The 25287-nt window shown below is 58.6% G+C and carries 26 protein-coding genes; 2 read left to right on the forward strand and 24 right to left on the reverse strand.

Annotated elements, in window-relative coordinates; all coding sequences use genetic code 11:
- Window positions 1-271 precede the first annotated feature (271 nt).
- From AC2GXZ_RS25215 to AC2GXZ_RS25275, 13 genes are all read right to left on the reverse strand, one after another.
- On the reverse strand, window positions 272-1078 hold the full coding sequence (locus AC2GXZ_RS25215) for a glycosyltransferase family 25 protein (RefSeq protein WP_483761985.1): 807 nt from the start codon (window positions 1076-1078) through the stop codon (window positions 272-274).
- A 217-nt stretch (window positions 1079-1295) separates the two neighbouring features.
- Window positions 1296-2645: a sensor histidine kinase gene (locus tag AC2GXZ_RS25220; protein ID WP_483761986.1), complete on the reverse strand. Its 1350-nt coding sequence runs from the start codon at window positions 2643-2645 to the stop codon at window positions 1296-1298.
- A complete protein-coding gene (locus AC2GXZ_RS25225; protein ID WP_483761987.1) occupies window positions 2632-3309 on the reverse strand; it encodes a response regulator in 678 nt (225 codons plus the stop codon). The genes AC2GXZ_RS25220 and AC2GXZ_RS25225 overlap by 14 nt, the downstream gene beginning before the upstream one ends.
- A gap of 119 nt (window positions 3310-3428) precedes the next feature.
- A complete protein-coding gene (locus AC2GXZ_RS25230) occupies window positions 3429-4175 on the reverse strand; it encodes a phosphatase PAP2 family protein (RefSeq protein ID WP_483761988.1) in 747 nt (248 codons plus the stop codon).
- A 170-nt stretch (window positions 4176-4345) separates the two neighbouring features.
- Window positions 4346-5113, reverse strand: coding sequence for a COG4705 family protein (locus AC2GXZ_RS25235; protein WP_483761989.1), 768 nt, complete (start codon window positions 5111-5113; stop codon window positions 4346-4348).
- 14 nt (window positions 5114-5127) lie between these two features.
- Entirely contained in the window at window positions 5128-5391 is a 264-nt protein-coding gene (locus AC2GXZ_RS25240) for a hypothetical protein (RefSeq protein ID WP_483761990.1), read from the reverse strand.
- A gap of 129 nt (window positions 5392-5520) precedes the next feature.
- Entirely contained in the window at window positions 5521-6576 is a 1056-nt protein-coding gene (locus AC2GXZ_RS25245; protein ID WP_483761991.1) for an ABC transporter ATP-binding protein, read from the reverse strand.
- A gap of 19 nt (window positions 6577-6595) precedes the next feature.
- A complete protein-coding gene (locus AC2GXZ_RS25250) occupies window positions 6596-7435 on the reverse strand; it encodes a carbohydrate ABC transporter permease (RefSeq protein WP_483761992.1) in 840 nt (279 codons plus the stop codon).
- Window positions 7436-7445: 10 nt separating this feature from the next.
- Window positions 7446-8372, reverse strand: a complete 927-nt coding sequence (locus tag AC2GXZ_RS25255) for a carbohydrate ABC transporter permease (protein WP_483761993.1) — start codon at window positions 8370-8372, stop codon at window positions 7446-7448.
- Between the two features lie 54 nt (window positions 8373-8426).
- Window positions 8427-9677 carry an ABC transporter substrate-binding protein gene (locus AC2GXZ_RS25260; protein WP_483761994.1) on the reverse strand — a complete coding sequence of 417 codons (1251 nt, stop codon included), beginning with the start codon at window positions 9675-9677 and terminating at the stop codon, window positions 8427-8429.
- Between the two features lie 136 nt (window positions 9678-9813).
- On the reverse strand, window positions 9814-10941 hold the full coding sequence (locus AC2GXZ_RS25265; protein WP_483761995.1) for an N-acetylglucosamine-6-phosphate deacetylase: 1128 nt from the start codon (window positions 10939-10941) through the stop codon (window positions 9814-9816).
- A complete protein-coding gene (locus tag AC2GXZ_RS25270; RefSeq protein ID WP_483761996.1) occupies window positions 10941-11687 on the reverse strand; it encodes a GntR family transcriptional regulator in 747 nt (248 codons plus the stop codon). Before AC2GXZ_RS25270 ends, AC2GXZ_RS25265 begins: the two co-directional genes overlap by 1 nt.
- Window positions 11684-12589: a glucosamine kinase nucleotide-binding domain-containing protein gene (locus tag AC2GXZ_RS25275; RefSeq protein WP_483761997.1), complete on the reverse strand. Its 906-nt coding sequence runs from the start codon at window positions 12587-12589 to the stop codon at window positions 11684-11686. Before AC2GXZ_RS25275 ends, AC2GXZ_RS25270 begins: the two co-directional genes overlap by 4 nt.
- Before the next feature lie 72 nt (window positions 12590-12661).
- Between AC2GXZ_RS25275 and AC2GXZ_RS25280 the strand changes: the two genes are divergently transcribed.
- Window positions 12662-13435, forward strand: coding sequence for a glucosamine-6-phosphate deaminase (locus tag AC2GXZ_RS25280; RefSeq protein WP_483761998.1), 774 nt, complete (start codon window positions 12662-12664; stop codon window positions 13433-13435).
- 76 nt (window positions 13436-13511) lie between these two features.
- Here AC2GXZ_RS25280 and AC2GXZ_RS25285 read toward each other — a convergent pair whose 3' ends face one another.
- The 11 genes from AC2GXZ_RS25285 to AC2GXZ_RS25335 all read right to left on the reverse strand — a co-directional run bounded on the left by AC2GXZ_RS25285 (window position 13512) and on the right by AC2GXZ_RS25335 (window position 24090).
- Window positions 13512-14447 carry a D-2-hydroxyacid dehydrogenase family protein gene (locus AC2GXZ_RS25285; RefSeq protein ID WP_483761999.1) on the reverse strand — a complete coding sequence of 312 codons (936 nt, stop codon included), beginning with the start codon at window positions 14445-14447 and terminating at the stop codon, window positions 13512-13514.
- 16 nt (window positions 14448-14463) lie between these two features.
- Window positions 14464-15486, reverse strand: coding sequence for an NADP-dependent oxidoreductase (locus AC2GXZ_RS25290; RefSeq protein ID WP_483762000.1), 1023 nt, complete (start codon window positions 15484-15486; stop codon window positions 14464-14466).
- Window positions 15487-15701: 215 nt separating this feature from the next.
- Window positions 15702-16298 (reverse strand): HupE/UreJ family protein, encoded by a 597-nt coding sequence (locus AC2GXZ_RS25295; protein ID WP_483762001.1) that lies wholly within the window; start codon window positions 16296-16298, stop codon window positions 15702-15704.
- Between the two features lie 44 nt (window positions 16299-16342).
- Entirely contained in the window at window positions 16343-16870 is a 528-nt protein-coding gene (locus AC2GXZ_RS25300; protein ID WP_483762002.1) for a cupin domain-containing protein, read from the reverse strand.
- Window positions 16871-16891: 21 nt separating this feature from the next.
- Window positions 16892-17509, reverse strand: a complete 618-nt coding sequence (locus tag AC2GXZ_RS25305; protein ID WP_483762003.1) for a glutathione S-transferase family protein — start codon at window positions 17507-17509, stop codon at window positions 16892-16894.
- A 19-nt stretch (window positions 17510-17528) separates the two neighbouring features.
- On the reverse strand, window positions 17529-18650 hold the full coding sequence (locus tag AC2GXZ_RS25310) for an LLM class flavin-dependent oxidoreductase (protein WP_483762004.1): 1122 nt from the start codon (window positions 18648-18650) through the stop codon (window positions 17529-17531).
- Window positions 18651-18672: 22 nt separating this feature from the next.
- A complete protein-coding gene (locus AC2GXZ_RS25315) occupies window positions 18673-19806 on the reverse strand; it encodes an LLM class flavin-dependent oxidoreductase (RefSeq protein WP_483762005.1) in 1134 nt (377 codons plus the stop codon).
- Between the two features lie 17 nt (window positions 19807-19823).
- A complete protein-coding gene (locus tag AC2GXZ_RS25320) occupies window positions 19824-21005 on the reverse strand; it encodes an acyl-CoA dehydrogenase family protein (RefSeq protein WP_483762006.1) in 1182 nt (393 codons plus the stop codon).
- Window positions 20998-22521 (reverse strand): tripartite tricarboxylate transporter permease, encoded by a 1524-nt coding sequence (locus tag AC2GXZ_RS25325; protein WP_483762007.1) that lies wholly within the window; start codon window positions 22519-22521, stop codon window positions 20998-21000. The genes AC2GXZ_RS25320 and AC2GXZ_RS25325 overlap by 8 nt, the downstream gene beginning before the upstream one ends.
- Window positions 22521-23066: a tripartite tricarboxylate transporter TctB family protein gene (locus AC2GXZ_RS25330; protein WP_483762008.1), complete on the reverse strand. Its 546-nt coding sequence runs from the start codon at window positions 23064-23066 to the stop codon at window positions 22521-22523. The genes AC2GXZ_RS25325 and AC2GXZ_RS25330 overlap by 1 nt, the downstream gene beginning before the upstream one ends.
- A 7-nt stretch (window positions 23067-23073) precedes the next feature.
- Complete coding sequence (locus AC2GXZ_RS25335; RefSeq protein ID WP_483762009.1) at window positions 23074-24090, reverse strand: Bug family tripartite tricarboxylate transporter substrate binding protein; 1017 nt, start codon at window positions 24088-24090, stop codon at window positions 23074-23076.
- Between the two features lie 194 nt (window positions 24091-24284).
- Between AC2GXZ_RS25335 and AC2GXZ_RS25340 the strand changes: the two genes are divergently transcribed.
- Window positions 24285-25157: a LysR substrate-binding domain-containing protein gene (locus AC2GXZ_RS25340; RefSeq protein WP_483762010.1), complete on the forward strand. Its 873-nt coding sequence runs from the start codon at window positions 24285-24287 to the stop codon at window positions 25155-25157.
- Window positions 25158-25287 lie beyond the last annotated feature (130 nt).

The following is a 25287-nucleotide window of genomic DNA, read 5'->3' on the forward strand; positions in this document are numbered from 1 at the left end:
CAACACTAGCAGACAGCGCAAACGCCGACACTGCGTTCAAAAACTTTGAACCAGCCTTCATTTTCAATTCTTACCTTTTCCCGTTGTCCCTCGGCGGATGGAGCCCGACTCCGGCCACGTGTGTCGTTTTTGATTGGGGAGGAACGTTGGCGAACAGAACGTTCTGCGGCTGGAAGCTGCTGTTGAGCAACAAGGCGCATTCGCGCCCGTTAGCGGCGATAGCGCCACTTCACTCAGCCAGAATCCCGCAAAAAACAATCAGCACGAATGTTCAGCGTGCTCCGAAAAGACGCCAGCGCAAAAGCCTGCCGGAGCGGGCAAGGAAGCGCCCGCACTCCATCCGGGTCCGGTGTAACCATACACTGGGAGGTCTGCGTGCTTTCAACCTGTATTGCGAAAGCCTGGCCTGGATGTATGAACGCGGCTCGGCATCCTGTGTTACCAGAAGCGGCGTGACGAAACACGCCTTCAGACCCGCTTCATGTTCAAGATCGAATGCCAAGTCGAATGGGAGCTTCATCGGAAGCAATTGCTCACACATCCATCGCGCCGCCTTGCGATTGATGACATAGGCGCCCGAGCCTTTTTCTCGCGTCAGGGCAATCGCCAGCGAATGGGTCGCCAGCGACAGGGTTTCGAACTTCCTCCCGGAACTGACAGTGGACAGTCTGAGGATATCCCAATGCCGGTGTTCGTTCAGCGCAGCGTCCAGCACAATCGCAAGCCGGTCGTCGAGATGGAGGTCGTCTTCGAGGATAAGCGCATGTTCCACTGGCGTTGCGAGAAAACGCCGGGCGCACTCGATATGGCTTAGATAACAACCAATCTCGAATGGATTGGGGTGCCGTCCGTGATGATGGAAGTAGGCCGACGGGTCAAAGACACCGTCCGAAAAAACGGCATGGGCACCATCGACGGCAGTGACACGCTCGAATTCAAAACCACTTCGCGTCAGCAGCCAGTTCATGCGTTTTCTCCGCTCTGGCGCTCGATCCAGGTTGATGAGGTATGTCACCAGGCGGGAATTGACGGGGTGGATCGGAATACTCAGTGCGGTGGAACTGACATTTACATTCATCGAGGCGCTCATGGTTGCGATTGCAGCCCGCGCACCATTCCACCTGAACTTTTCCCACCCTGTTCCACAACTATACGGTTTTGTAAGATATGCCGCATGGCAGCGTCATGAGAAGGCGCATCCTCTCACGGCGCGTCACGGCCAGTCCGATATCGACGGATCGCAGACTGATTGCACCGTGCAGGATTGCCGATGTATTTTCGCGATGGCCTGCCGGTCAGGTCCGCATCGAAATGCTGATCGAAAGTCCGGGGGCGCAATCTGCGACCGAGACCTGCGCATGATGGAGATCAGCTATCGCCTTCACCAGGCTGAGGCCAAGCCCGCTGCCGGGTGTGGTGCGGCTCTTGTCGAGGCGATAAAGTCTGCGAAAGATATTGTCGCTTTCGCTGGGCGGAATTCCGGGCCCGTTATCCATCACGATCAGCGTTGCATGACCCTGACTGTTCGTGAGCATACATTTAATTGTCGTGCCTGCCGGACAATGCGTCAGCGAGTTTTCGACCAGATTGACGACCATCTGGATAAGCAGTTCCCGGTCACCCTGCACCAGAGCAGTCTCGGCAGCGACAAGAACCAACATCTGCCCCCGGTCTTCGGCGACGCTCTCATAGATTTCATTGACCAATTCGAGGATTTCGCGAAGATCGATCTCGCTGAACCTGTCACGTCTTGCGCCGGCCTCGATCTGCGAAATACGCAGCAGCGCCTCGAACGTCGCATTGATACGATCGATTTCCACTCTGGCTTCGGCCAGATCGGTCGAGATGTCTTGCCCCGTTGCGATACCTGCGCATGCTTCGTCGATGGTCATTCGAAGCCGGTTGAGCGGTGTCTTCAACTCGTGAGCAATATCGGCACTGACCTGCCGCATGCCTTCGACCAAGCCCGCTAGTCTTCCCAATGCATCATTGATCTGCCGCGCAACGATATCCAGATCATCATTGGCAGCAAGCAGCGGAATGCGCGCATCGAGACGGCCATTGGAAACATCCAGCATCGTACTCGCGACAGCGTCAAGGCGGGTCTGAGCACGTGCGGCGAGAAATACGCCGCCTCCAAGTGCTGCGGCAACGCCCAACCCCGCGGCCCATCCCAGGCTAACAAGGATGATCCTCAACAAGCCATTGGTATCGGAAAAGCTCTCTCCCACCACAAGTGTATTTGGTCCGAGCCTGGAGATCTGAATGCGGTAACGTTCGTCTCCGGACAATCCCAGCGCACGGCGTGTCATCGTTCGTCTTCCGACATCCAAGGCGGGAGAGGTGAAATTCCCCGCGAGACGTTTTCCCTGCCCATCAACCAGCGAATAAAGACCGTCGCTGGTCGATTGCATGGTTGCATAGCTGTTGAGCGTCGAAACGAGGTCTTCCATGTCGTCGGAAGCGTAAGTCGACACGATAACCGAATTCATCTCGCCCAGAGCGGCATCCATCTGCGCCGCAAGCCCGCTGCGCAGCATATGATACATGATCGCTCCGCAGACCGCGAAGCAGACCACGAACAGCACGCCAAATGTCAGCGCCAACCGGAACGGCGTGCTGCGGCGCAGATTAGCGAGGCGCATGAAGGCTGTATCCGGTGTTGCGTATCGTGTGGAGCAGCTGGAGATCGAATGGCTTGTCGACCTTTGACCTCAGCCGGCTGATATGCGTTTCGACAACACTTGTCTTGGGATCGAAATGAAAGTCCCAGACCCGCTCCAGCAGCATGGTCTTGGTAAGCACGCGGCCTTCACCGCGCATCAGGACCTCAAGAAGCATGAATTCGCGAGGCTGCAACTCGATCACCTGCCCCGCCCGCCGGGCTTCGCGCCGGATCAGATCGAGTTCGAGGTCTGCCACCTGGAGTACCGTCTTCTGCTCCTGGACGGGAGGTCGCCGCGCCACCGCATTGACGCGTGCCATCAGTTCGGAAAAGGCAAAGGGCTTCACCAGATAATCGTCACCGCCAGCCTCCAGCCCTTCGACGCGATCATCGACACCGCTGACTGCCGTTAGAAAGAGGACCGGTGTCTGGATTTTCGCGGCTCTGAGCGAACGCACCAGGGAAAGACCGTCAAGCCCGGGAAGCATCCGGTCGACCACGACGATGTCATAGGGTTCGCGTTGGGCTTGAAACAGACCGTCGCGGCCGTCCCCGACGGTATCACACACATGCCCCGCCTCAAGCATGCCCTTGCGAACATAATCCGCCGTACGTTGATCATCTTCGACAAGCAGAAGGCGCATGTTTCAACCAGACAATGAAAACCAGAAGTGGGTGATGGATGCCAAAGGAGCGCACTTGGTCGAGCCTCCAACTGCGCCCCTATGGGGTGTGGATATGTCGTCCTGCATTGATCGCCCCTTTACGGTTCGGCAACGCGATCTCTGGAGCGAAATTTCTCTTCGATCGCCATCAGCCCGCAGAACACCGTCACGGATAGCAGCCATCCTAAAAGCACATCCGAGAGAAAATGGGCTCCAACGGCCACCCGCAGGAACACCGTGACGATGGAAGCAACAACCAGCGGCGGCCCGGCCCATTCGCGCAGGCGCTCCGGAAGTAGCATGACGAGACAGATAACCCATCCGGCGCCCGAAGCCTCGCCGGATATGAAGGAGCAATTTCCCTGACAGGCTCCATTGAATGACCCGGCCGGCATGAACTCCATTGTCCCGCCAAAGAGATCTGCATGGACGGGACGCGGTCGACCCGAATGGGTTTTCAGGACCAGGTTGGTCAACAGCCCCGTACTGATGCAGAGGCTTGCAAGCGAAAGCCACAGTCTCGGCAATGGCAGCCGTGCCTTCCACCTGGGCTCCAGGTAACAAATGACGATTGCAGCCACAATCGCCGCTGCCGCGAGGTAAGGCAGGTTATAGAGAGCCGATCGCAGGGCCTGGACTGCATCCAACTCGCTCAAGCCGAAACGTCCGCATGTTACCTTAACCGCTTCCGGAAGGCAGGCCGCCTGCGTGAAGAACAGCGACGAAGTGTTGATATCGAGCAATGGCAGCCGGTTGAATATCAACAGAAGGGCGATCCAAAGCGTCGAAAAAACAACGAATGCAGAGAAGAATGTCTTGCGCGAAGTATCTGTACTGGGCGTCATAACCATTCACAATTCGCGTGCCGGGATAGTCGGCGTGGGGCCTTGATTTCCCTCGCATCGCTCACTGACCTGACCAGAACCTGAAAGCTCGAAAAAGACCTGTTTCCCTGCCGGCGACAACGACGGCAGAGTTTCCGGTCCGTGTCGGGACATACGCCACAAGGCGCAGGTCAACCCGCAACATCCGTGACAGCCGTGTTCTGCCGGTGAGACATCAGCGCGACGAGGATAAGGATGGCAAGCAGGAACCCCAGGCTCGTGTAGATCGTCCCGAAGCCGGCACCACCGTATTCATTCGGCTGGGAGAGAAGATCCCCGATAGACGCACCAAGTGGACGGGTGAAGATGTAGGCCAGCCAGAACGAGGTGATTGCGTCCAGATGCAGGACATAATGCAAGGCGGCGATGACCACGATAACCATGGCAAAAATGGCCGCCGTCGTCAGATAGCCGAATGAGAAGCTTTCCGCGACAAGATCACCAGCGGCGGTTCCGAGAGCAAAGGTCAGCAAAACCGCGAGCCAGTAGAAAACCTCCCGTCGATCTATGAATATCGTATGGATCGACAACGTTCCCTCAACTGATTTCCAGCAGAGGAAAACAACGATCAGGCCTGCGGAGAAAACCATCGTCGATACCGCCAGCGGTATTCCGAGATTGTCCGTCAGATTATCAGTCACGAGGGTTCCGACAATACTGACAAGCACGACCGCCGCCCAATAGACGGCCGGAACGTATCGCTTCTGCGCGAACTGGATAGCGATTGCGCCGATAAGAACCACGGTCATGATGGTCGAGGTCACCGCAAGCCCCAGTCCCAGGTTGACGGCCAGATAGTCTGCTGCCGTTTCTCCCATCGTGACGGCCATCAGTTTGATGAGCCAAAAGGAAGCCGTGACGTCAGGGACGCGGTTCGCTGCGGATTTATTGAAGGTCATCGGACTGCTCCCTGTCATTTGCCAAGGAGCTTCATGGCGTCGGCCAGGAACGCGTCAGAGCGGACATCGTCGTCGGCATTGCACCGCTCCACGGCCTTTGCCTCGAGCTCGTCGACCTTCTGCCTGTCGGCCGCAGTGAGGTTTGCTGACGCCTTTGCCTGACGCATGGATTTCAGCATGTCCTCGCAGGGAGCCGCGGCATGGACAGGCAGCGAGACCGCGATCAGCCCCACGGCAATGACCGCATTGAGAATTGCAGCTGCAACGATGGTTCGCATTTTTCTTCCTCCATCTGGAATTACGATGCGGAAGAAATGCATGCTCAAGAATACGGTGGTCTGGCCGCAGCTTTACAATTTCGTAATATCCAGATGGGCGATCTCAGCAAGATCATTCTGGTGCGGGTTTCATTCGATGCGGTCACCGGCATGGTCGAAGAGGTGAAGGCCCGACGGAGCGACCGTGACATGCACATCCTGGCCTTGCCGCCAGCCATTGTCCGGCTTTTCCTCGACAACAACCACGGTACCGTTACCGAGTTCAGCGCGGATGTAGGTGACGTTGCCGAGATATTCCATTCCGACGATCGTCGCTGGAAAACTAGTTTCTCCCGGTACATCGAGCAAAGTGACCGCAGCAGGGCGGAATGCCAGCGTGCCAGGGCCATCATGACCGGATGCCACCTTGAGTTCGCCGATACCATCCATTCTGAAACGGCCGGCCGCGAACGCGCCGTTCAGCATGTTGATCTTTGGCGAGCCGATAAAACCCGCGACAAAGAGGTTGCATGGCTTGCGATAGAGTTCCGCCGGCGTGCCCAGTTGCTGGACGACACCGCCGTTCATGACGACAATCCGGTCCGCCAGCGTCATGGCCTCGATCTGATCATGGGTGACGTAGATCATCGTGGCGCCGAGCCGTTTGTGAAGATCGGCGATTTCTACGCGCACCTGATTGCGGAGCGCGGCATCGAGGTTCGATAACGGCTCATCGAACAGGAATACGTCCGGATGGCGGGTGATCGCCCGCCCGATCGCGACACGCTGGCGCTGGCCGCCCGACAATTGCGCCGGTCGACGCTTGAGATAGGGGCCGAGTTCGAGAATACGGGCCGCCTCCGCAACCCGGTCGGCGATCACGCTCTTGGCAGTACGGGCCTGTTTCAGTCCCAGTGTCATGTTGCCCTCGACCGTCAGATGCGGATAGAGCGCGTAACTCTGGAACACCATGGCGATGCCGCGCCTGGCCGGCGGCAGCATGCCGACATCCCTGCCGCCGATGAGGATCTCGCCATTGGTCTGGCTCTCGAGGCCGGCAATGATCCTGAGTAGGGTCGATTTTCCGCAGCCGGAAGGACCGACGATGACCACGAATTCGCCGTTCTGCACCTCGAAATCGACATGCTTCAGAACCTCCGTCTTCTGGAAGCTCTTGTTGATATTGCGCAGAACGAGATTTCCCATTGGATCTTTCCTGAAGAGATTATTTCACGGCGCCGGATGTGATACCGCTGATCACCTGGCGAGAGAAAATCAGATAGAGAACGATCATCGGCAGCATGGCGAGCGTCAGCCCGGCGAGCACCGCATTCCAGTCTGTGACGAACTGGCCGATGAAGTTCTGGACGCCCATGGTGATGGTTCGGGTATTGTCACCGGGTGCAAGCACCAGTGGAAACCACAGATCGTTCCAGATCGGGATCATGGTGAAGACCGCGATCGTGGCGATGGCCGGCCGCATCACCGGCATGACCAGCAGGAACAGGATCTTGAATTCCGAAAGGCCATCGACCCGAGCGGCGCTCTTGAGGTCGTCGGAGACCTGCCGCATCAATTCCGACATGACGAAAACGGCCATGGGCAGGTGCTGGGCGGTGTAAACCAGGATGAGCGCCGTCAGCGTATTGCTCAGGCCCGCCTCGGCCATCAGCTTGAGGATCGACACCGTGCCGAGCCGGATTGGGATCATGATGCCGAGAATGAGGTAGAGACTGACCAGCTCGCGGCCGCGATATCGGTATTCCGACACGGCGAAGGCTGCCATGGCACCGAACACCACTGTCAGCACCAGCGACACGATCGTCACGATGAAACTGTTCTGGAAATAGAGCGGGAAGTCGCCGATGCTGAAGACGGTGTCATAACCGACCGTACTGAAGGCCTTGCCAACAGGCAGTCCGAGCGGATCGTTGAAGATGAAACGCCGCGACTTGAAGGAGTTCATCACGATCAGCAGGATCGGCATCACGCAGATCAATGCATAGACGATCAGCGCCGCGTGAATGGGGCCAGTGACGCGCAGGCGGTTGCTGGAAACGCTCATGGCTGTCTCCTCAAAGCTTGTAATAGGTGAGCCGGCGCTGCACGCCGAACAGATAAAGCACGACGCCGATGAGAATGACGCCGAACATCACGCTTGCGATCGTCGCTCCCATGTAGGGATTGCCGAGCTGTGAGGTGTTGCCGAAGAACGTCCGAAACAGCAGCGTGCCGAGCAGTTCCGTCGAGCCGTCCGGTCCGGCAAAAATCCCCTGCGAGACGTAGACAAGGTCGAAGGCGTTAAAATTGCCGACGAAAGTGAGAATTGAAATGATGCCGATCGAAGGCCACAGCAACGGCAGCTTGATCTTGAAAAATTGCGCAAATCCGGTCACGCCGTCGCATTCGGCGGCTTCCAGTAACTCGTCGGGAATGGACAGGATGGCGGCATAGATCAGCATCATCGGGATGCCAACGAACTGCCAGACGGAGATCAGCGACAGCGTGATCAGCGCGGTTTCCTGCATGCCGAGCCAGGGACCGAAATAGGCACCGAGGCCGATCGCGTTCATCAGCGAACCGGCAATCCCCCAGGTGGGGCTCAGAATGAGCCGCCAGGCGAAACCGACGATGACAAAGGACAGAATGGCCGGCACGAAATAGATCGTCCGGTAGATGGCCTTGCCCTTCAGCCAGGGAAGCGAAAGGAGAGCAGCCAGCGCGATGCCGATCGGGTTCTGCACCAGCATATGCACGGCGAAAAAGATGAAATTGTTGTAGAGAGCATTCCAGAACTGGCCGGACCAGAAGACATCGCCGAACAGCAGGCGGTAATTGTCCACTCCGACATATTCCTGGCCGACACCGTCGGGAGAGGCGTAGAGCGACATCCACAGGCTGTCGGCCAGCGGCCAGACCATCACAAGCGAATAGATCACAAGGGTCGGCAGCAGCAAAAGCGGGATGTGCCAGCGGAAGGGCCGGCGGGCCTGAATGGTCATCGCGACGTCTCCGGAGAGGGAGGTCGGCTGATGCCGTCCTCCCGTTGCGCCGTTTTATGGCTTGTACCAGCTGATGGCGTCCTGCATCCGCTTGGCGGCGTCTTCAGGTGTAACCGAGCCGTTGATGACTGCGGCGGAGACAATCTTGTTCAACTCCTCCGCACTTTGCGAACCGCGCGACAGGATCTGGTAGAACGGGCGGATGGTCGGCTCGCATTCTGAGCGCATCTTCAGGAAGTCCTGCGCCAGCGGATCGTCAACCTTCACCGCAGCCTTCGACAGCGGGAAGAAACCCGGCAACGCGCTGGCGTAAAGCTGGGCGAACTCGGGCGACGCCACCCAGGAGAGGAAAGTCTTGGTTGCTTCCGGATTTTTCGTCTTGGCATTCATGCCGAGCGCGATATCGGGGTGATCGGTCACATAACATTTGCCGTTCTCGTCGACAGGCGGCGGGAAGGCACCCATCGGAAAATCAGCACCCTGCGCCTTGAAGGGACCGATTTCCCACGAGCCGCCGGGATAGATTGCCGCGCGGCCGAGCGTGAACATGTTCTGACTGTCGGAATACGACTGCGACTGATACCCCGGTCCCATATAGGGACCCCAGCGCTTCAAAGCGGCAAAGGCTGCGACCCATGGGGCATCCGTCAGTTTCTGCGTACCGGCGAGGATTGCCTTGCGACCAGCCTCACCCTTCCAGAAGGTCGGGCCGATATTCTGGTAGCCCATTGAGGCCGTGCCCCATTCGGATGCCGTACCGATCGCCAGCGGCACGTAACTTCCATTGGCCTTGATCTTGTCGAGCAGAGCGAAAAATTCGGCCTGTGTCTTCGGCGGCGTCAGACCCATCTCTTCAAAGGCGTCCTTGTTGTAGATGAAGCCGTGCAGAACGGCTGCCATCGGGACGCAGAAGGTTTGGGCGCCATTATCGGTGGACCACGCCGTTTTCGAAAGTGGGGTGAAATTGTCCATCCCCGGCAGCGCGGTCAGATCGGCAAGCTGTCCCTTCTTGAACATGTTGAGCGAAAGATCGAAGGGCCGGCATGTGATGAGATCTCCGGCGGTGGCGGAATCGAGTTTGGCGTTGAGGCCGGCATTGTATTCAGTGGAAACCGTCGGGCTGAACGTCACCTTGATGTCGGGATGTGCCTTGTTGAACACCGGCAGGATCTTCTGTTGCCAGATCAGCAAATCGTCGTTGCGCCAGCTCTCGATCTTCAGTTCCACCGGCTGGGCCAATGCGCTTGCGGCAGACGCGAGAAGTGCAATACCGGAAGCAGCAAGGCCTATCGATCTCTTCATCATTTCGTTCGATCCCCTTTAAACGATATTCTTACGATACCAATAATACCGATTTAATACCGAAAAAAACAAACAAGCAAGTCTTCACATGCCGTTTTGTTGTGCCCGCCGCTTTTTTGACCAGCGACGGGCAAGGAGATCACGACAGAACCGGGACACCGTTGATATGGACCTGCGTCAGGTCATGGTTTTCGTTGAGGGTGACGAGCGAGGCCTTCTTGCCGGGCATGATCCGGCCTAGATCGGACGCGCCGATATAATCGGCGGCGCGGGTGGAGGTCATCTGCGACACCATCTCGATCGGAAGGCCAAGCGAAAGCAGGCTCTTGAAAACCAGATGCATCGTGGCACCGCTGCCGCCGCGCGTGGCTGGCCTGTCTTTCAAAAAGATGTCGATGCCGGTTTTTATGATCGTGCGGCGGCCACCGCGAGTAACATGTTCACCATCCGGCAGCCCTGCGACGCCGACAGCGTCGGTGACGGCATAAAGGAGCGGAATAGCGCGATATGCCGCCATGACGACCGTGGGGTGGACATGCCGCAGATCACCGACCACTTCGGCATGGGTAGCAAAGGCCAAGGCAAAAGCTGCGATGCCGGAAAGCTTGTGATCCACCGGCGTCATTGCATTGAACAGGTGGGTATAACCGGTAAAGCCGGCTGCGAAGGCTTCCCGCAGGACATCCTCGCTCGCCACGCTATGGCCGACCTGCACACGCGCACCAGCCTTCGCTAGCGCGCGACCGACCTCGAGGCCATTGACGATTTCAGGCGCAACGGTCGCGACGACGATCGGGCAGATTTTCGCCCATTCCAGAGCTAGCGCCACATCACCATCCAGCGGACGAGCCTCCTGCGCGCCCAGACGGTGCTCGCTGAGGAAGGGGCCTTCCAGATGAGCGCCAAGCACTTCGGCACCGTAAGCCTCCTGATCTGCCAAAACGGTGGCGATATTGCGCAGTGAGCTCTCCACGATTTCGGCAGGTGCCGTGGACGTCGTGGGCAGGATGGCGACCGTTCCGTGCTGCGCATGAAAGCGAACCATCCCGCGCGTCGCCTCGACGCCTTCAAGGCAATCGAAGCCACCACCGCCATGAACGTGAGGATCAACGAAACCAGGCAATATAAAGGGCGCCTTTGGTTTCTCGCCTGGCGCAAGCAGCGCGCCATGGACGGCTGCGACCCTGCCCCCCTCGATACTGACACGTCCCGCGACCCAGCCTGCGGGCGTGAGTATGGACCCTTCGAGGGAGAAATTACCTGACATTAAACATCGAGCTCCGTTGAGATGAAGAAGCGATCGCCTCGGAAATGTGACCGCGTGAATTCGACTGCCCGCCCCTGGGCTGAAAAGCCCAGACGCTGCAGGATGAGCATCGGATCGCCGGGTGCGACACCGAGATGACGGGCCTGATCCTCCGTCGCGAGCGAAGCGCCATAACGCTGCACGATCTTGATCGGCTGCGCACCGAGCGTCGTCATGGCGGCGTAAAGCGAGCTGCTGCCGTCATAATCTGCCGGAATGGCATCCACCGGAATGACAGAGGATTCAATCGACACCGGGTTCTGGTCGGCAAAACGCAGGCGCTCGAGGCGCAACACGCGAGCGCCGGGAGCAAGTCCGAGATTGAAGGATTCGTCCGGCTGAACAAGGCCCCGCCGACTGTTCAGAATGATCGAATGCGCACGCATGCCGCGGCTTTCGATATCCTGGGTGAAACCCATTAGCGGCGCCTTGGGCGCCATGACGCGCGGGGAGATGAACGTACCGGCACCAAGGCGCCGGTCGATGACGCCCGCCTCCTCCAGAAATGCCAATGCCCGCCTCAATGTCGTGCGCGACACGTCGAAGACCTCGCATAACAAGCGCTCAGCCGGCAGCATCTCGCCGGGGACCAGATGTCCGCTGCGGACGGCCTCTTCGATGATCTTCGCCACAATGGCGCTGCGCAGCCCTTTCGGCTGCGCCACCATGCGTGATTTGAAAAGTTCGACAAGCTCATTGCTGGTCATGTTTTCTGGCCCCAATCCGCGCGCGCGCTGAGCGCAATGTCATGCACCTGCCCTGCACCGGTTGCGATCAGATAGCAACCATGAAGCGCATCGGTCTTGGGACTGAAAATCTCGCGAGAAAGGCGGCGCGCGAGCCGTGGCGCAAGCTCCACAGACATGCCGCCAGCCATGAAAATCGGCAGGCCTGGCTCGATGTCGAGCAATGAAACCAGATTGGCGAAGTGCTCTACAGCGCGGTCGACCAGCGCCACAGCGATCTCATCACCCTGGCTGGCCCCCTGGAAGACAAGACGCGCATAGGCGGCGATTTCATGAGGGCGGATGCCTGCAAGCGCAGAAGCAATGCCTCCCTTGGGTTCGAATTCGGCAAGGACTGCCAAACCAAGCGACGTGGGCGGGCAAAGACCGTCCGAGACATCCACCGCATGCCGGATTGCCTTGCGGCCGATCCATGCGCCGCCGCCGCGGTCGCCACCGATCCAGCCCCAGCCGTCCCTTCGGATCGATCGACCGTCCGAATAGAGCCCGTGCCCGACCGCTCCGGTGCCTGCCACAAGCAGAAGGCAGGGCCGTCCAAGGCCCGCACCGATCATCGCAGAGTGCCCGTCCATGACGAGATCAAGCACGCTGAACTCCGGCAAGGCCTGCAGGAAAATCTTCCTCGTCGCAAACGGCAAAGTCCCGGCAGCGCCAATCACGGCACGAACGGCGCCCGGCACACCCGCATCGCATCCGGCATCCGCGGCACAGCGGAGCCAAACGGCAACGACGTTCGAGGCCGATGTTGCCGGATCCGAAGAAATGTTGCAGGGCCCGGCCTGCGCCTCTGCAAGAACGGTACCGTCGGACGCATACAACCTCGCCCGTGTATTGGTGCCACCGCCATCGACGCAAAATATCATACCGCTTGTCATACCGATATAATACCAATATGGAATTTTTGGTCAACCTGCCCGCAGATAAGGTGAGCACGAATGAACCAGCCGATTTCCCGACAAACAGCGAGCGTGATTTACTCAGGAAACGTACGCGTTTTTGACACTGCGGCAGAGGTCGCCAAAGCCGTCGCAAAGCATATTGTGTCTCAACTCAAGGCAGCGCCGGCATCCGTGCTTGGTTTTGCCACCGGCGAGACGCCCAAACCTGTTTACGAAGCGCTTGTGACAGCGCATCGCGCTGATGGTATTTCGTTCGCCGAGGCAACGACCTTCAATCTCGACGAATATGTCAGCCTCCCACAAGACCACCCAGACGCATTCGCGGCCTATATGAGGCGCGAGCTGTTTGACCACACTGACTTTAGCCCGGATCGTATCCATCTCCTGAATGGGGATGCCGCCGACATCGAACGGGAGGCTGCGGCCTATGAGGCTGCGATTGCCGCAGCAGGTGGGATCGACATCCAGCTGCTCGGAATAGGCGGCAACGGCCATATAGGCTTCAACGAGCCAGGATCAGACATCGGCAGCCAGACACGGCGCGTCCAGCTTTCGCCAGCCACTTGTGCAGCCAATCTTGCCTCGATGGCTTCGTGCGAAACAGTTCCGTCATTCTCGATTACGATGGGTATTGCCACAATATTGGCGGCGCGTCAGATAATCGTCATGGCAACGGGCGCCCGCAAAGCGGAAGCAGTCAGGCGCGCCTTGCTGGAGGCGCCCGACATCGCATGCCCGGCATCGTTCCTGGCAAACCACCCTGATGTGACTTGGGCTCTTGATCGCGATGCAGCCTCATTGCTGATCTAGGCATAATCGTGAGACAAGATACGAAATGCGGTCTTGATGGGTGCAGAGAGCCGTCTCACAGCTTGGTCTTCTTCGGTCAAGCGCACCCGTCCAACCACTTGGCTAGGTTTTCCAATATTTCCCGGTAGAAAATTTCGTAAGATTTTTCGGTCACGAATCCCACATGTGGTGTCGCGATCACATTAGGGAAAGACCTCAGTCTATGAACTGACGGAAGCGGCTCGACGTCAAACACATCCAAGGCGGCACCACCGATGGAATGCTGTTCAAGGGCGTCGATCAAGGCGGCTTCATTGACGAGCGGGCCTCGCGATGTATTCACAAGCCAGGCAGTTGGCTTCATCAAAGCAAGGTCGTTTCGCCCGATTATCCCTTCCGATCGTTCGGAAAGGACAAGGTGCAGCGTCACCCAGTCAGCGTCGCGAAGAAGAACATCTTTGTCGACCCGCCTGACGCCTGCAGCATTCGCAGCGTCTTCGGTCAGGTTCTGGCTCCAGGCGATCACGTCCATTCCGAACGCGATACCGACCTTCGCCACCTGACGGCCGATACGACCCAGCCCGACAATGCCGAGCGTGCTTCCGGACAGGTCGCGTCCAACGGTGGTCTGCCAGCCTCCATTGCGGAACGAAGCAACTTCCGCGGGGATGTGGCGCGCGGCGGCAAGGATAAGCGCCCAGGTCATTTCAGGAGCGCCCGAGCCATTCGCGCCGGTGGTCGATACCTTTATCCCGAGGTCGTGCGCCGCCGTAAGATCGATCGAGGCGTTACGCGCTCCGGTAGACGCGATGAACCGGAGGTTTGGCAAACGTTCCAGTAACCGCCGCGGCAACGGCGTTCGCTCTCGCATGACGCACACGGCATCGAAAGGCAGGAGCCTGTCTACAAGTCGATCTTCATCGTTGACATGATCGTTGAAGACCGTGATTTCCCCGCGCCCGTCCAATATCGTCCAATCGGCGCTTTTCAGGGCGACGCCCTGGTAGTCGTCCAGCACCGCAACCTTCTTCATGTCGAGACCTCTTCAATCAGGCGGCGCTGTCGACCTTAACAACGAGCTTGCCGAAATTCCTGCCCTTGAGCATGCCGATGAATGCCTCAGGAGCGTTCTCCAGTCCATCGACGATGTCCTCACAATACCTTACCTCGCCGCTGGCCACCTTCGGGCCGATATCGGCAAGGAAGGTGTCGAAATATTCCGCGGCGAATTCGGTCTGGATAAATCCTCTGATGAGAAGACTCCGTCTCAGGATGGCGGACATGGTCGCTGGAAGATGATCTACCTCCGACGGGGTTGCTCCATTGTATTGCGCAACCAGACCGCAAACGGGCACACGCGCGAACTGGTTTAGAAGCGGAAGTACAGCCTCCCAAACGTGGCCGCCGACATTTTCGAAATAGACGTCGATCCCATTCGGCGAGGCGACCAGGAGATCGTTGGCAAGGTCCTTTGATCGATGATCTATAACCGCGTCGAAGCCGAGTTCACCCTTGACGAAGGCGCACTTCTCGGGACCGCCAGCTATGCCGACCGCTCTCGCACCGGCGAGCTTTGCGAGTTGTCCGACCATAGACCCGACCGGTCCCGATGCTGCCGCAACAGCAACAGTTTCACCTGCCTTCGGCTTGCCTATGAACTGCAGACCGCTCCATGCGGTGAAACCCGGCATGCCCAGCACGCCAATCGCAGTGGTAATCGGAGCACCATGTGTATCGACCTTACGCAGTCCGTCGCCGTTGATGACGGCGCCCGTACACCAACCCGTCCTGCCTCGAACGATGTCCCCCGGCGCGAAACCGTTGTGCCTGGACTTGATGACTTCGCAGATCGTCTCGCCTTCCATGATGCCTCCGATCGGAACCGGTGCGGCATAAGACTTGGCGTCGCTCATTCGTCCGCGCATGTAAGGGTCGAGCGAGAGATAGAGAACGCGAACGGTCACCTCACCTTCGTTCGCATCCTCAAGATTGGTTTCTTCCAGTCTGAAGTTCTCGGCCGTCGGCTCACCAGTTGGCCTGCTCACCAGAACGATACGTTTGATCGTCGTCATATGGGTGATCCCTGTCGGTTTCTGATTAAATTTGGGGCTAGCATGACGCCCCCAAATAGAATGAAGCATCTCAACCGATTAAATCCGGGATGAGATGCGTAACAAATCCTTCAAAGATGATCGTGAGCCAGAAAAGTCCCTCCTCGTCTAGTCTGATTGTCGTGTCTGACGTCGGGGCTTGCTTAGCCCCTTCATAGCTGACCCTTAGTTGTGCGTCAGGCAAGGCCTGCGGCGAAGAGCAGGCCGAGAAACGCACTGCCGATCCCGGCAATGCGACCGACAAGGTGGGGCCGGCTGCTGTAGCGCACTACGCCGAACCATAGGGCGATGCCCGCAGCATGCAATACAAAGGTTGCGGCGACGAACCCGATAGCAAAGGTCATCGCGTCAGCCGCAACAGGCATTTCTACGCCGTGAGCATAACCATGAAACAAGGCGAACCCACCGGTTGCCAAAGACAAGACGAAGAGTGGAATTCGAAGGCTGGTAGCAGCAGCTGCACCGAACGCCACCAATGAAGCAGCGATGACGAGTTCGAGATGATCGAGAGCCATGCCGCTTGCACCCAAAACACCTCCCGCAATCATCATGCAGACGAAGCTTGCGGGCAGAAGCCACAGGGCCTGGCCGCCGATACGCGCTGCAATCAGTCCGACGAGCAGCATCGCCAATACGTGATCGATACCGAATACGGGATGAAGGAAACCTGCCGTGAAACCGCTGTCCCCGTGACCCGGATGGGCGAAGGCAAGTGTCGGAACAAGGAGCAGGACGACGGTCGATCCGGAAAGTGATGCGAGGGGTCTGGGCATGGTGTGTTCTCTGTTGAAAGTGACGGCTGGATGACGACGGGCGACTATTTTGCGTCCGGATGTTTGTGGATGGGATCGACCCAGTAGACGGCTTCAGGCTGTTCCACAGGATCGACATCGCTGATGTTCACGACCACCGCCTCGTTGTCCGAGCGGACAAGGACACATTCCAGCACATTGTTCGGATCAGCGTTGATCTCCTGATGAGGCACGTAAGGCGGCACGAAAATAAAATCCCCAGGACCTGCCTCTGCAACATATTCGAGACGATCGCCCCAGCGCATCCGAGCCTTGCCACGGATGACGAAAATCACGCTTTCGAGCGCGCCGTGATGGTGTACGCCAGTTTTCGCATTGGGTTCGATAGCAACCGTGCCGGCCCAGATTTTCTGGGCGCCGACGCGTGCATGGTTGATCGCAGCCTGCCGGAACATGCCGGGTGTCTGTGCCGTATTGGCGTCGAGTTGGTCACCTTTGATGACGCGCACGCCATTGTGCTTCCAGCGGTCGGGGTCGTGTTCGTGCGAATGATCATGGCCGTGCTCGTGGTCATGGTGATGATGGTCGGACATGGTGTGCTCCTTGAAATTTCTTCAGGCTGGCAAGCTGTGGCGAGACTGGACGATGCTTTCGCTTTTTTCGAACTTTGCAAGCCAGCCAGCTAGATTGGTGTGGGAACTGCGCCAGTCGAACGTTGTGAAACGGAAGTCCAGATAACCTAGCGCGCATGCGATCGAGATCAGGCCGATATCTGGTTCTCGTGAGAAGGATGCCACCCTGGCCTCCAGCGCATCAAGCGCGCAGGTGAGCTTCTCCCACTGTCCGACTTTCCAGGGTGCCGACTGGAGATCGGACGCCCGCAACGTCTCTTCATAACGGATCAACAGCGCCGCATCCAGAATGCCGTCGGACAGGGCCTGTATCGAAAGTGCCTCCCAGCGCCCCACACCGGTCGGCGGAAAGATCCGCGTATCGCCGGAGATCGAGGCGAGATATTCGCAGATGACCCGGCTGTCGAACAGCACGTCCCCATCATCGGTGACGAGCGTCGGGACCTTGCCCAACGGATTTTTCCGAACGACGGCCCGGTCGCGCTCTATCGGATGCGGTTTTGCATCGATCTTCTCGATGCGGTCGGCAAGGCCAGTTTCGATCGCGACGATGATCACCTTGCGCGCGTAAGGCGAGGTGGGAGAAAAGAATAATTGCATCATGTCTTTCCGGGCCGGGTTACGCGGCCTCGTTTCTGCGGGCAGCGCGTTCGGCTATGAGCTTTCGGGTCGCAGGAATGAGTTCGCGCCCGTATTGCGTGGTGTCGGCGACGGGATCGAAGCCCCGCAACAGGAAGTGGTCGACGCCGAGGTCGTGGTAATCGGCCAGCGCGTCCGCGACCTGATCCGGCGTCCCGACCAGCGCGGTGGAATTGCCCTTGGCACCGGTCAGGGCTGCAATGCCGGTCCACAGGCATTTGTCGAGGCGCGGTCCCTTGGCTGCGGCTTCGAGTAGTCGTCGCGATCCCTCGTTCTGCGGGGCCGGTGCGACGCCGGTCGTCTGGCGCACGTTATTGGGTGCTCGGCCGTCGCCACCGCTACTGCGCAAGAGCTTTGCTCGCTCAAGGATGGCATCGGCTTTGGCCCAGGCCTTTTCCTCGGTGTCTGCGAGGATCGGCCGGAACGATACGCTGAAGGCCGGTTTGCGGCCAAACGGGGCGGCGGCAGCATTGACGCGTCCCAGAAGCTCAGCAACCTGATCATAGGTCTCGCCCCACAGGGCATAAACGTCGGCATGCTGCCCGGCGACGGCGATCGCGGCATCGGATGCTCCGCCAAAGAACACGGGTATGCCTTTCGGATCGACGGGCTTCACATCGCCGAAACCGCCATTCACCTTGTAATAGGTGCCCTCAAAATCGAACGGCGCGGAGGCGGTCCATTCCTGTCGCAACACTTCGATATATTCCGATGAACGCGCATAGCGCTCGTCCTTGGTGAGCAGGTTGCCATCCTGCGCCAGCTCCGCATCGTTGCCACCGGTGATGATGTGGACAGCAGTGCGGCCCTTGGAAAACTGGTCGAGAGTGGCAAGCTGACGCGCGGCAAGTGTGGGCGCGGTAAAGCCCGGGCGATGCGCGATCATCAGCTTCAGTCGCTCGGTCACCTGTGCGGCACGCTGACCGATGAGGATGCTGTCGGCGGATGTGGAATGAAAGGCGACAAGCGCGCGGTCGAACCCGACATATTCGTTGAGCTTTGCCGTTGTTTCGATGTGGTCGATATCTAGCGCAGGCCCTGTACGCCGCATCGTTTCAGACGAATTGAAATGACCGATATAGCCGATGAATTCGATGCTCATGATGAGTTTCCTTTAAATCGTCTCAGGCTGCTGCAATCGAGGGCGGGGCGGCGTCTCGATCACGCTCGGCGACAAGCGCCCGAACACGCGGAAGCAGTTCACGCCCATACTGGATTGCATCGACGAGCGGATCAAAACCGCGCACAAGGAAGGTCTCGACGCCCAGTTCATAATAACCGAGGATGGCATCGGCCACCTGGTCCGGCGTTCCGACCAGTGCCGTCGAATTGCCCTGTGCGGAGGTCAGTTTGGCCATGCCCGTCCACAGGCACTTGTCGAGACGCTCGCCTTTTTCGGCGGCCGCAAGCAACCGGCGCGAGCCTTCATTCGGCGGCACCTCGCCTTCTTTACGTTTGCGACGGATGTTGTGCGGCGACTGGCTGTTGCCGCCCGCCTGGCGAAGCGCAGATGCTTGCTCAAGGATCGTGCCGGCCTTCTGCCAAGCCTTTTCCTCGGTATCGGCGAGGATCACCCGCAGCGAAACGCTGAACTTAGGTGTGCGGCCAAACGGGGCAGCAGCAGTCCTTACCCGCGCCGTCAGTTCCTCGACCTGTTCGTAGGTCTCGCCATATAGCGCGTAGATATCGGCATGTGCACCGGCAACGACCAAGGCTGCATCGGAGGCGCCGCCGAAAAAGATCGGGATGCTGGAACCGTTATGGGGTTTGACATCGCCGAAACCTTTTTTGACCTGATAGTAGTGACCATCAAAATCAAAGGGTTGCGCCTCGCGCCATTCGCGGCGCAGAACCTCTATATATTCGCCTGTGCGGGCATAACGCTCGTCCTTGGTCAGATGGTCGCCATCCTGTGCAAGCTCCGCGTCATTGCCGCCGGTGATGATATGGACGCCGATGCGTCCCTTCGAAAACTGGTCGAGTGTTGCCAACTGGCGGGCGGCAAGCGTCGGCGCCGTGAAACCGGGGCGATGCGCGATCATCAGCTTCAGGTGCTCCGTCACGGCCGCCACATGATGGCCGATCATGATGCTTTCGGCGGAATTCGAATTGAAGGCCACGAGAACCCGATCGAACCCGACATATTCATGGGCTTTGGCAACGGACTCGATATGGCCGACATCAAGTGCGGAACTTTGTCGCTTCATGGTCTCCGATGAATTGAAATGCCCGACATAGCCGGTGAATTCGACTGGCATGATGCTCTCCTGAATACCTAAGATTTGATACTGAGCGCGCGTCCGGCCGCCGTCCAAACGGCATCCTGTTGCGGCGTATGGATCCGGCCGCAAAGCACGTTCCGGTGATGCCTCTCCAGCGGATTGTCGAGGCTGATCCCGTTGTTGCCGGTGAGTTTCAGCGCCTCCTCGACCACGGCAATCGCGTTTTCAGTCACGATGCTTTTGAGAAAGCCGGGATGGCTGGGCGGGAGCACATCGCCTTCATCGACGCGTTGCCCGAGGCGCGCGAGCAGTTGCTCATTGCAAAACAGTTTCTCCTCGATACGGCCAAGCGCCTCCTGCACCCGCGGCAAGGAAGAGAGAGGCGCACCGAGGTTGGAAGGTTTCCGGCTGTTCAGAAAACCGACCAGCCAATCGCGGGCAGAGAGCGCGATGCCGTGATAGACAGAGCCGAGCAGGCAGGCGCTCCAGGCGCTTTCCAGCGGCTCCTTGCCACGCTGTTCGGCTGCAGGACTGATATCGACAGCCGCATCGAAGGCAAGCTCGACGTCCCGGAAGGTTACCGCATGACTGACCGTCGCGCGCATTCCCAGCGTGTTCCAGCTTGGCTTGATGGAAATTCCGGCCGCGTTGGCGGGTACCAGGAAACGGCCGACGCGGATTTCCGGCTCATCCGTTCGGGCCCAGACCAGCATCCAGGTCAGTCCCGTGCTGCCTGTCGAGTAGATCTTGGTGCCAGAAAGGCGCCAGCCATGTTCCGTTCGCCGCGCGGTCGTCTCCGGCAATCCGCCGCGTGCGGGGCTGCCGAGATCGGGCTCGACCCTCAGCGAGTTTATCAGGGAGCCCGAGGCGACGGCATCACCGACGATTTGCCGGGCGATATGCTCGGGCGCCCTTCCCCTCGGCAGCAGTGCGAGATTTACATATTGCATGAAAAGGATGAGCGCGGTTGACGGTTCGCCCTTGGCGATTTCGATGATGACCCGTGATGCATCCGACAGGCCAGCCCCACCGCCACCCCATGCAGACGGCGCCGTCAACGCGAGAAGGCCATGATCCCTCAGGCGGGAGAAGTTTTCTGTAGGGAAGACCGCTGCACGATCAACCAGGGCCGCGCCTTCAGCAAACGTCTGCGACAATTCCCTTGCCCGCGAAAGCCAATCAGCTCCATCGTGCGGATCGCCAGCATGTTGCTTGAACCGTACGAGATCAGACATCGCCGGCTCCTTCCGCAAGAACCGAACGGGATTCACGTCCGAGAAACAGCGGCATCAATGTGGAGATGGCAAGCGCACCAACGCTGAGCACCAGGAAGAAGACGGCGATCCCCGTGCTGAGGAAAATCGACGGATCGGCCCCGGATATCGTCATCGACTGGCGGAACGACTGTTCCATCGATCCACCCAGGACAAGCGCCAGCACCATGGGCGCGACGGGAACGTCGATTTTCTTGAAGATATAACCGAGAATACCGAACCCGAGGACCAGATAGAGGTCGAAAGCGCTGGTATTGGTGGCATAGACGCCGATCGTGGCGATGGCGATGATCAGCGGCAGAAGCACGCCGGCAGGGATATAGAGCAGCCGAACGAAGATGAAGATCAGCGGCAGGTTGAGCAAAAAGAGCACGACATTGCCGATATACATGCTGCTGACCATGCTCCAGAACACGTCCGGGCGCTGGCTCATCATCAGTGGCCCGGGCTGTATCCCGAGAATGACAAAGGCTCCGAGAAGCACGGCCGTGGCACCGGATCCCGGGATACCCAGCGCGAGCAAAGGAACCATCGACCCGGAGCTCGCCGCATTGTTTGCCGCTTCAGGCCCGGCGACGCCCTCGATCATACCGGTGCCGAATTCCTTGCGGCGTGGCGACAGCGAACGTTCGAGATTGTACGAGATGACCGTGGAGATCGTCGCACCGCCGCCCGGCAAAACGCCCTTGACGAAACCGATCGCCGTTCCGCGCAGGATCGGCCAGATCGAACGGGACCATTCTTCCCGGCTGAGCCAGAGACGGCCCTTGATGCCGATCAGCTCGGCGGGGCTTCGGATATGCGATTCCAGACTGAGAAAAACTTCCGACAAGGCAAACATGCCGACGGCTGCCAGGACAAAATCCACCCCGTCGAGAAGATTGACATTACCACCGGTGAAACGCGGAAGCCCGCTCTGAAGGTCGATGCCGATTGTCGCGATGGCAAGGCCGAGCAGCATCGACAACATTCCGCGCGCCACTGACTTGCCGCCCAGCGAGGCAACGGACGTCATCGAAAAGACCATCAGGGTGAAATATTCCGGTGGGCCGAACTTGAGCGCAAGCAGGGACAGCGGCTTGGCAAGCAGGCCGAGCAACAGGATCCCGACCGTGCCCGCGATGAAAGAACCGATTGCGGATACCGCAAGCGCGGCGCCGGCGCGGCCATTCTTGGCCATCTGATAGCCATCGAGAGTCGTCATCACCGATGACGACTCGCCCGGCGTGTTCAACAGGATCGACGTCGCGGAGCCGCCATACATCGCCCCGTAATAGATGGCCGCGACCATCATCAGCGCGCCGGCCGGATCCATGCCGTAGATGACGGGGATCAGCAGCGCCATGCCCGCCGACGGACCAAGCCCGGGCAGGATGCCGACGATCGTGCCCATGAGGCACCCGATGACGGTATAGGCGAGATTGTGCGGCTGGATGGCGATCGCAAGGCCATCGAAAAAGGTAGCGCCGAGTTCCATCAGAGCACGCCTCCGAAAAATGGTCCCGGCGGTAGAACAACCTCGAAGAACCGCGTGAAAAGCACGTAGCTCACAATCGCAAATCCGACCGAAACAAGCAGGTTGGTGATGTGGAAGCCGCGATAAAAGACACTCATCAGGCCAAGCAGAAACACCGCCGTCGAGACAACGTAACCGACCCGATCAAACGCTGCGAAATAGATCAGCGTCCAGACAATCGTTCCGACACTGACGAGATAGTCAGAGATCGGCTTTTTCTCGCGAACATCTTGCGGCGGGAGCTGCCCCCGTCCTTTCGACACACCTTCGAAGACCAGTCCGGCAGCGCAGAGCAAAAGGCATATGCCGATCAGGTAGGGGAAGGTGGCCGGGCCTACCGGATCGACCATCTCGGGCACATGCAGGAGGCTTGTGCTGTAAAGGTAGGCTGCGGCCACCACGCAGGTGATCCCCGCAAGTGCGATGCTGAGCCGGGCTTCCGGCGGCAGCCTGCCGATCCATTGCTTCGAGCCTGAAGTGCTCGATTTGCGGGGTGACACATTCATGACCGGATCACTTCGCTGCCTGCGCTTCCAGCCCAAGGCCCTGATAGACCTTGCTGTAGCGTTCGGTCTCGCTCTTGAAGAACGCACCGGTCTTTTCATTGTCGAGATAGCGGACATTTCCGCCGGTATCGGCCAGTTCCTTCGCCCATTCCGGCGAAGTGGACAGTTCCGCGAGCGTGTCGTTCCAGAACTTCACCTGCTCGGGTTTCAGCCCCTTTGGAGCGACGAAAGCACGCCAGGCCGTGATGCGGGAATCGACGCCCAGCTCTTTCCAGGTCGGAACATCCTTGAGGAAACCCTTGCCGCGCTCTTCGCTGGCAACGGCGATGACTCGCATGTCGCCGGATTCGACGAACGGGCGAACGGGTAACGGGGAAGACACAACCACATCGATACGACCGCCAAGCGCCGCCGTGATTGCCTCGGCATTGCCGGAGGAAAAGTTGACCGTCTTCAGCTGGCCCGAATGAAGGTCGACGCCAGCGCTCTTCGCCACCGCAAGCGTTGCGATATGCTGCACGGTTCCAAGACCGGTCGCTGTCGAAAACACGACCGAACCCGGATCGGCCTTCAATCTCGCCAGAAGGTCTTGCGCATCCTTGATCTTTGAATCCTTGGCAACGGTGAAGGTCACTTCCTCGTCGTAGAGAAGCGCCAGCGGCGTAAACTGCTCATAGGTGATGGGGCTGCGACCGAGGATGTTGTTGGTGATGAGCGGCGTGTTGACGAGCTGAATATATTCAGCCGAGCCTTCATGGCTTGCGGTGTAGGCCAGCGCCAGCGCGTGGCCACCACCTGGCTTGTTCAGAACGATACTGCTTTCCGGTATCTTGCCCTTGCTGACCAGCCATTCGCGCAGGAACCGGGCGGTGCGGTTGAGTCCGCCTTCACCGGCACCGGTACCCAGAACGATTTCTACTCGCCGTTCAGGCTTCCAGTCTGCTGCCGCCGATGAAACGGCAATGCCGGAAACAGACGCCGCGACCGCAGCTGCGAGACCGATCGATCTGATAATAATGCGCATGAAGCTCTCACTCCGCTTGTTGAAGTCGCCACTGCGGCGAACTGAATGTCGATAAACTCTATCGACAAACTACGGATCGAGGCACGCACAAACTTTTCAAATATCAAACGATTTATAAAAAACAATTTGCTTTGGCAAAACTCCCAAAAAGCGTAGTATCAGACCATCACAAGTTGAGTTGACGGACCATTGCAGTGGCAGAGATTGAAACGAACTTCGACGTCGATGTGTTGAGAACCTTTATCGAGAGCATGCGCGAACAGAGCCTGGCAAAGGCAGCGGTCATCCGCGGGAAAAGCCCCTCGACCGTCACGCTTCAGATTCAGCGGCTTGAGCTAATGCTTGGCGTGAAGATGTTCAGTCGTGCGGGTCGCGGAGTGGTGCCGACGGAGCACGCGCGCAAGCTGCTCCCCTATGCCGAAAGGATCGTGTCGGCAAACGACGAGGGATTGCGTATCATAGCCGGCGCGATGGCCGACCAGACAATCAAGCTTGCCGTGCCTGCGGACCTGGCTGAAACATGGCTGCCGCCCTTGTTGTCGTCCTTCATGTCTGCTCATCCCGGAATTTCGACCGAAACGCAGGTCCTGCGCAACAGCGAGATAATCGAAAAGGTCGAGGCTGCCGAAGTGGACATCGCACTGCACTGGATAGCGAGTACAGAAACTGCGTCTCCAGAGCCGATCGCGACATTCCCGATTGAATGGATGGCGGCAAAGTCATTTACAAGCGATCCGAAGCTGTCTTTGCCGATTGTCGTTTTGCAGTCTCCCTGTCTGTTTCGCGACCTCGGCATCGATGAGCTTTCCAAGGCGCGGGAGGCTACGCGGATCACAGTCGCGACAACAAGTGTGACCGGTCTTTGGTCCGCCGTTGCAGCAGGACTGGGCGTCACCTGCAGAGTGCCTATTGCCGCACCTGAAGGTGTTGTCCGGTATAAGGATTCAAGGCTCCCGAAACTGGGGAAAATTGGTCTCGCCTTGCGTACATCCGATGGCGCCAACCAATTTGTCGAGATCTTGCAGGGGTACTTGGGCAACGCAGTGCGATCGTTGGTGCGATCCTAGCATCAGCCAAAATCGGCGTTTATGAAATGGAAACGATTGCATCTAACCTTAGCCAGATTGCGTCTCTCACATTACTCGTGGTGGAAGCAGGATCATCGACCCGCCTTGCATAGTTTCATGAGTTGCCGGT

It is taken from the genome of Aliirhizobium sp. YIM B11859, assembly GCF_057163345.1.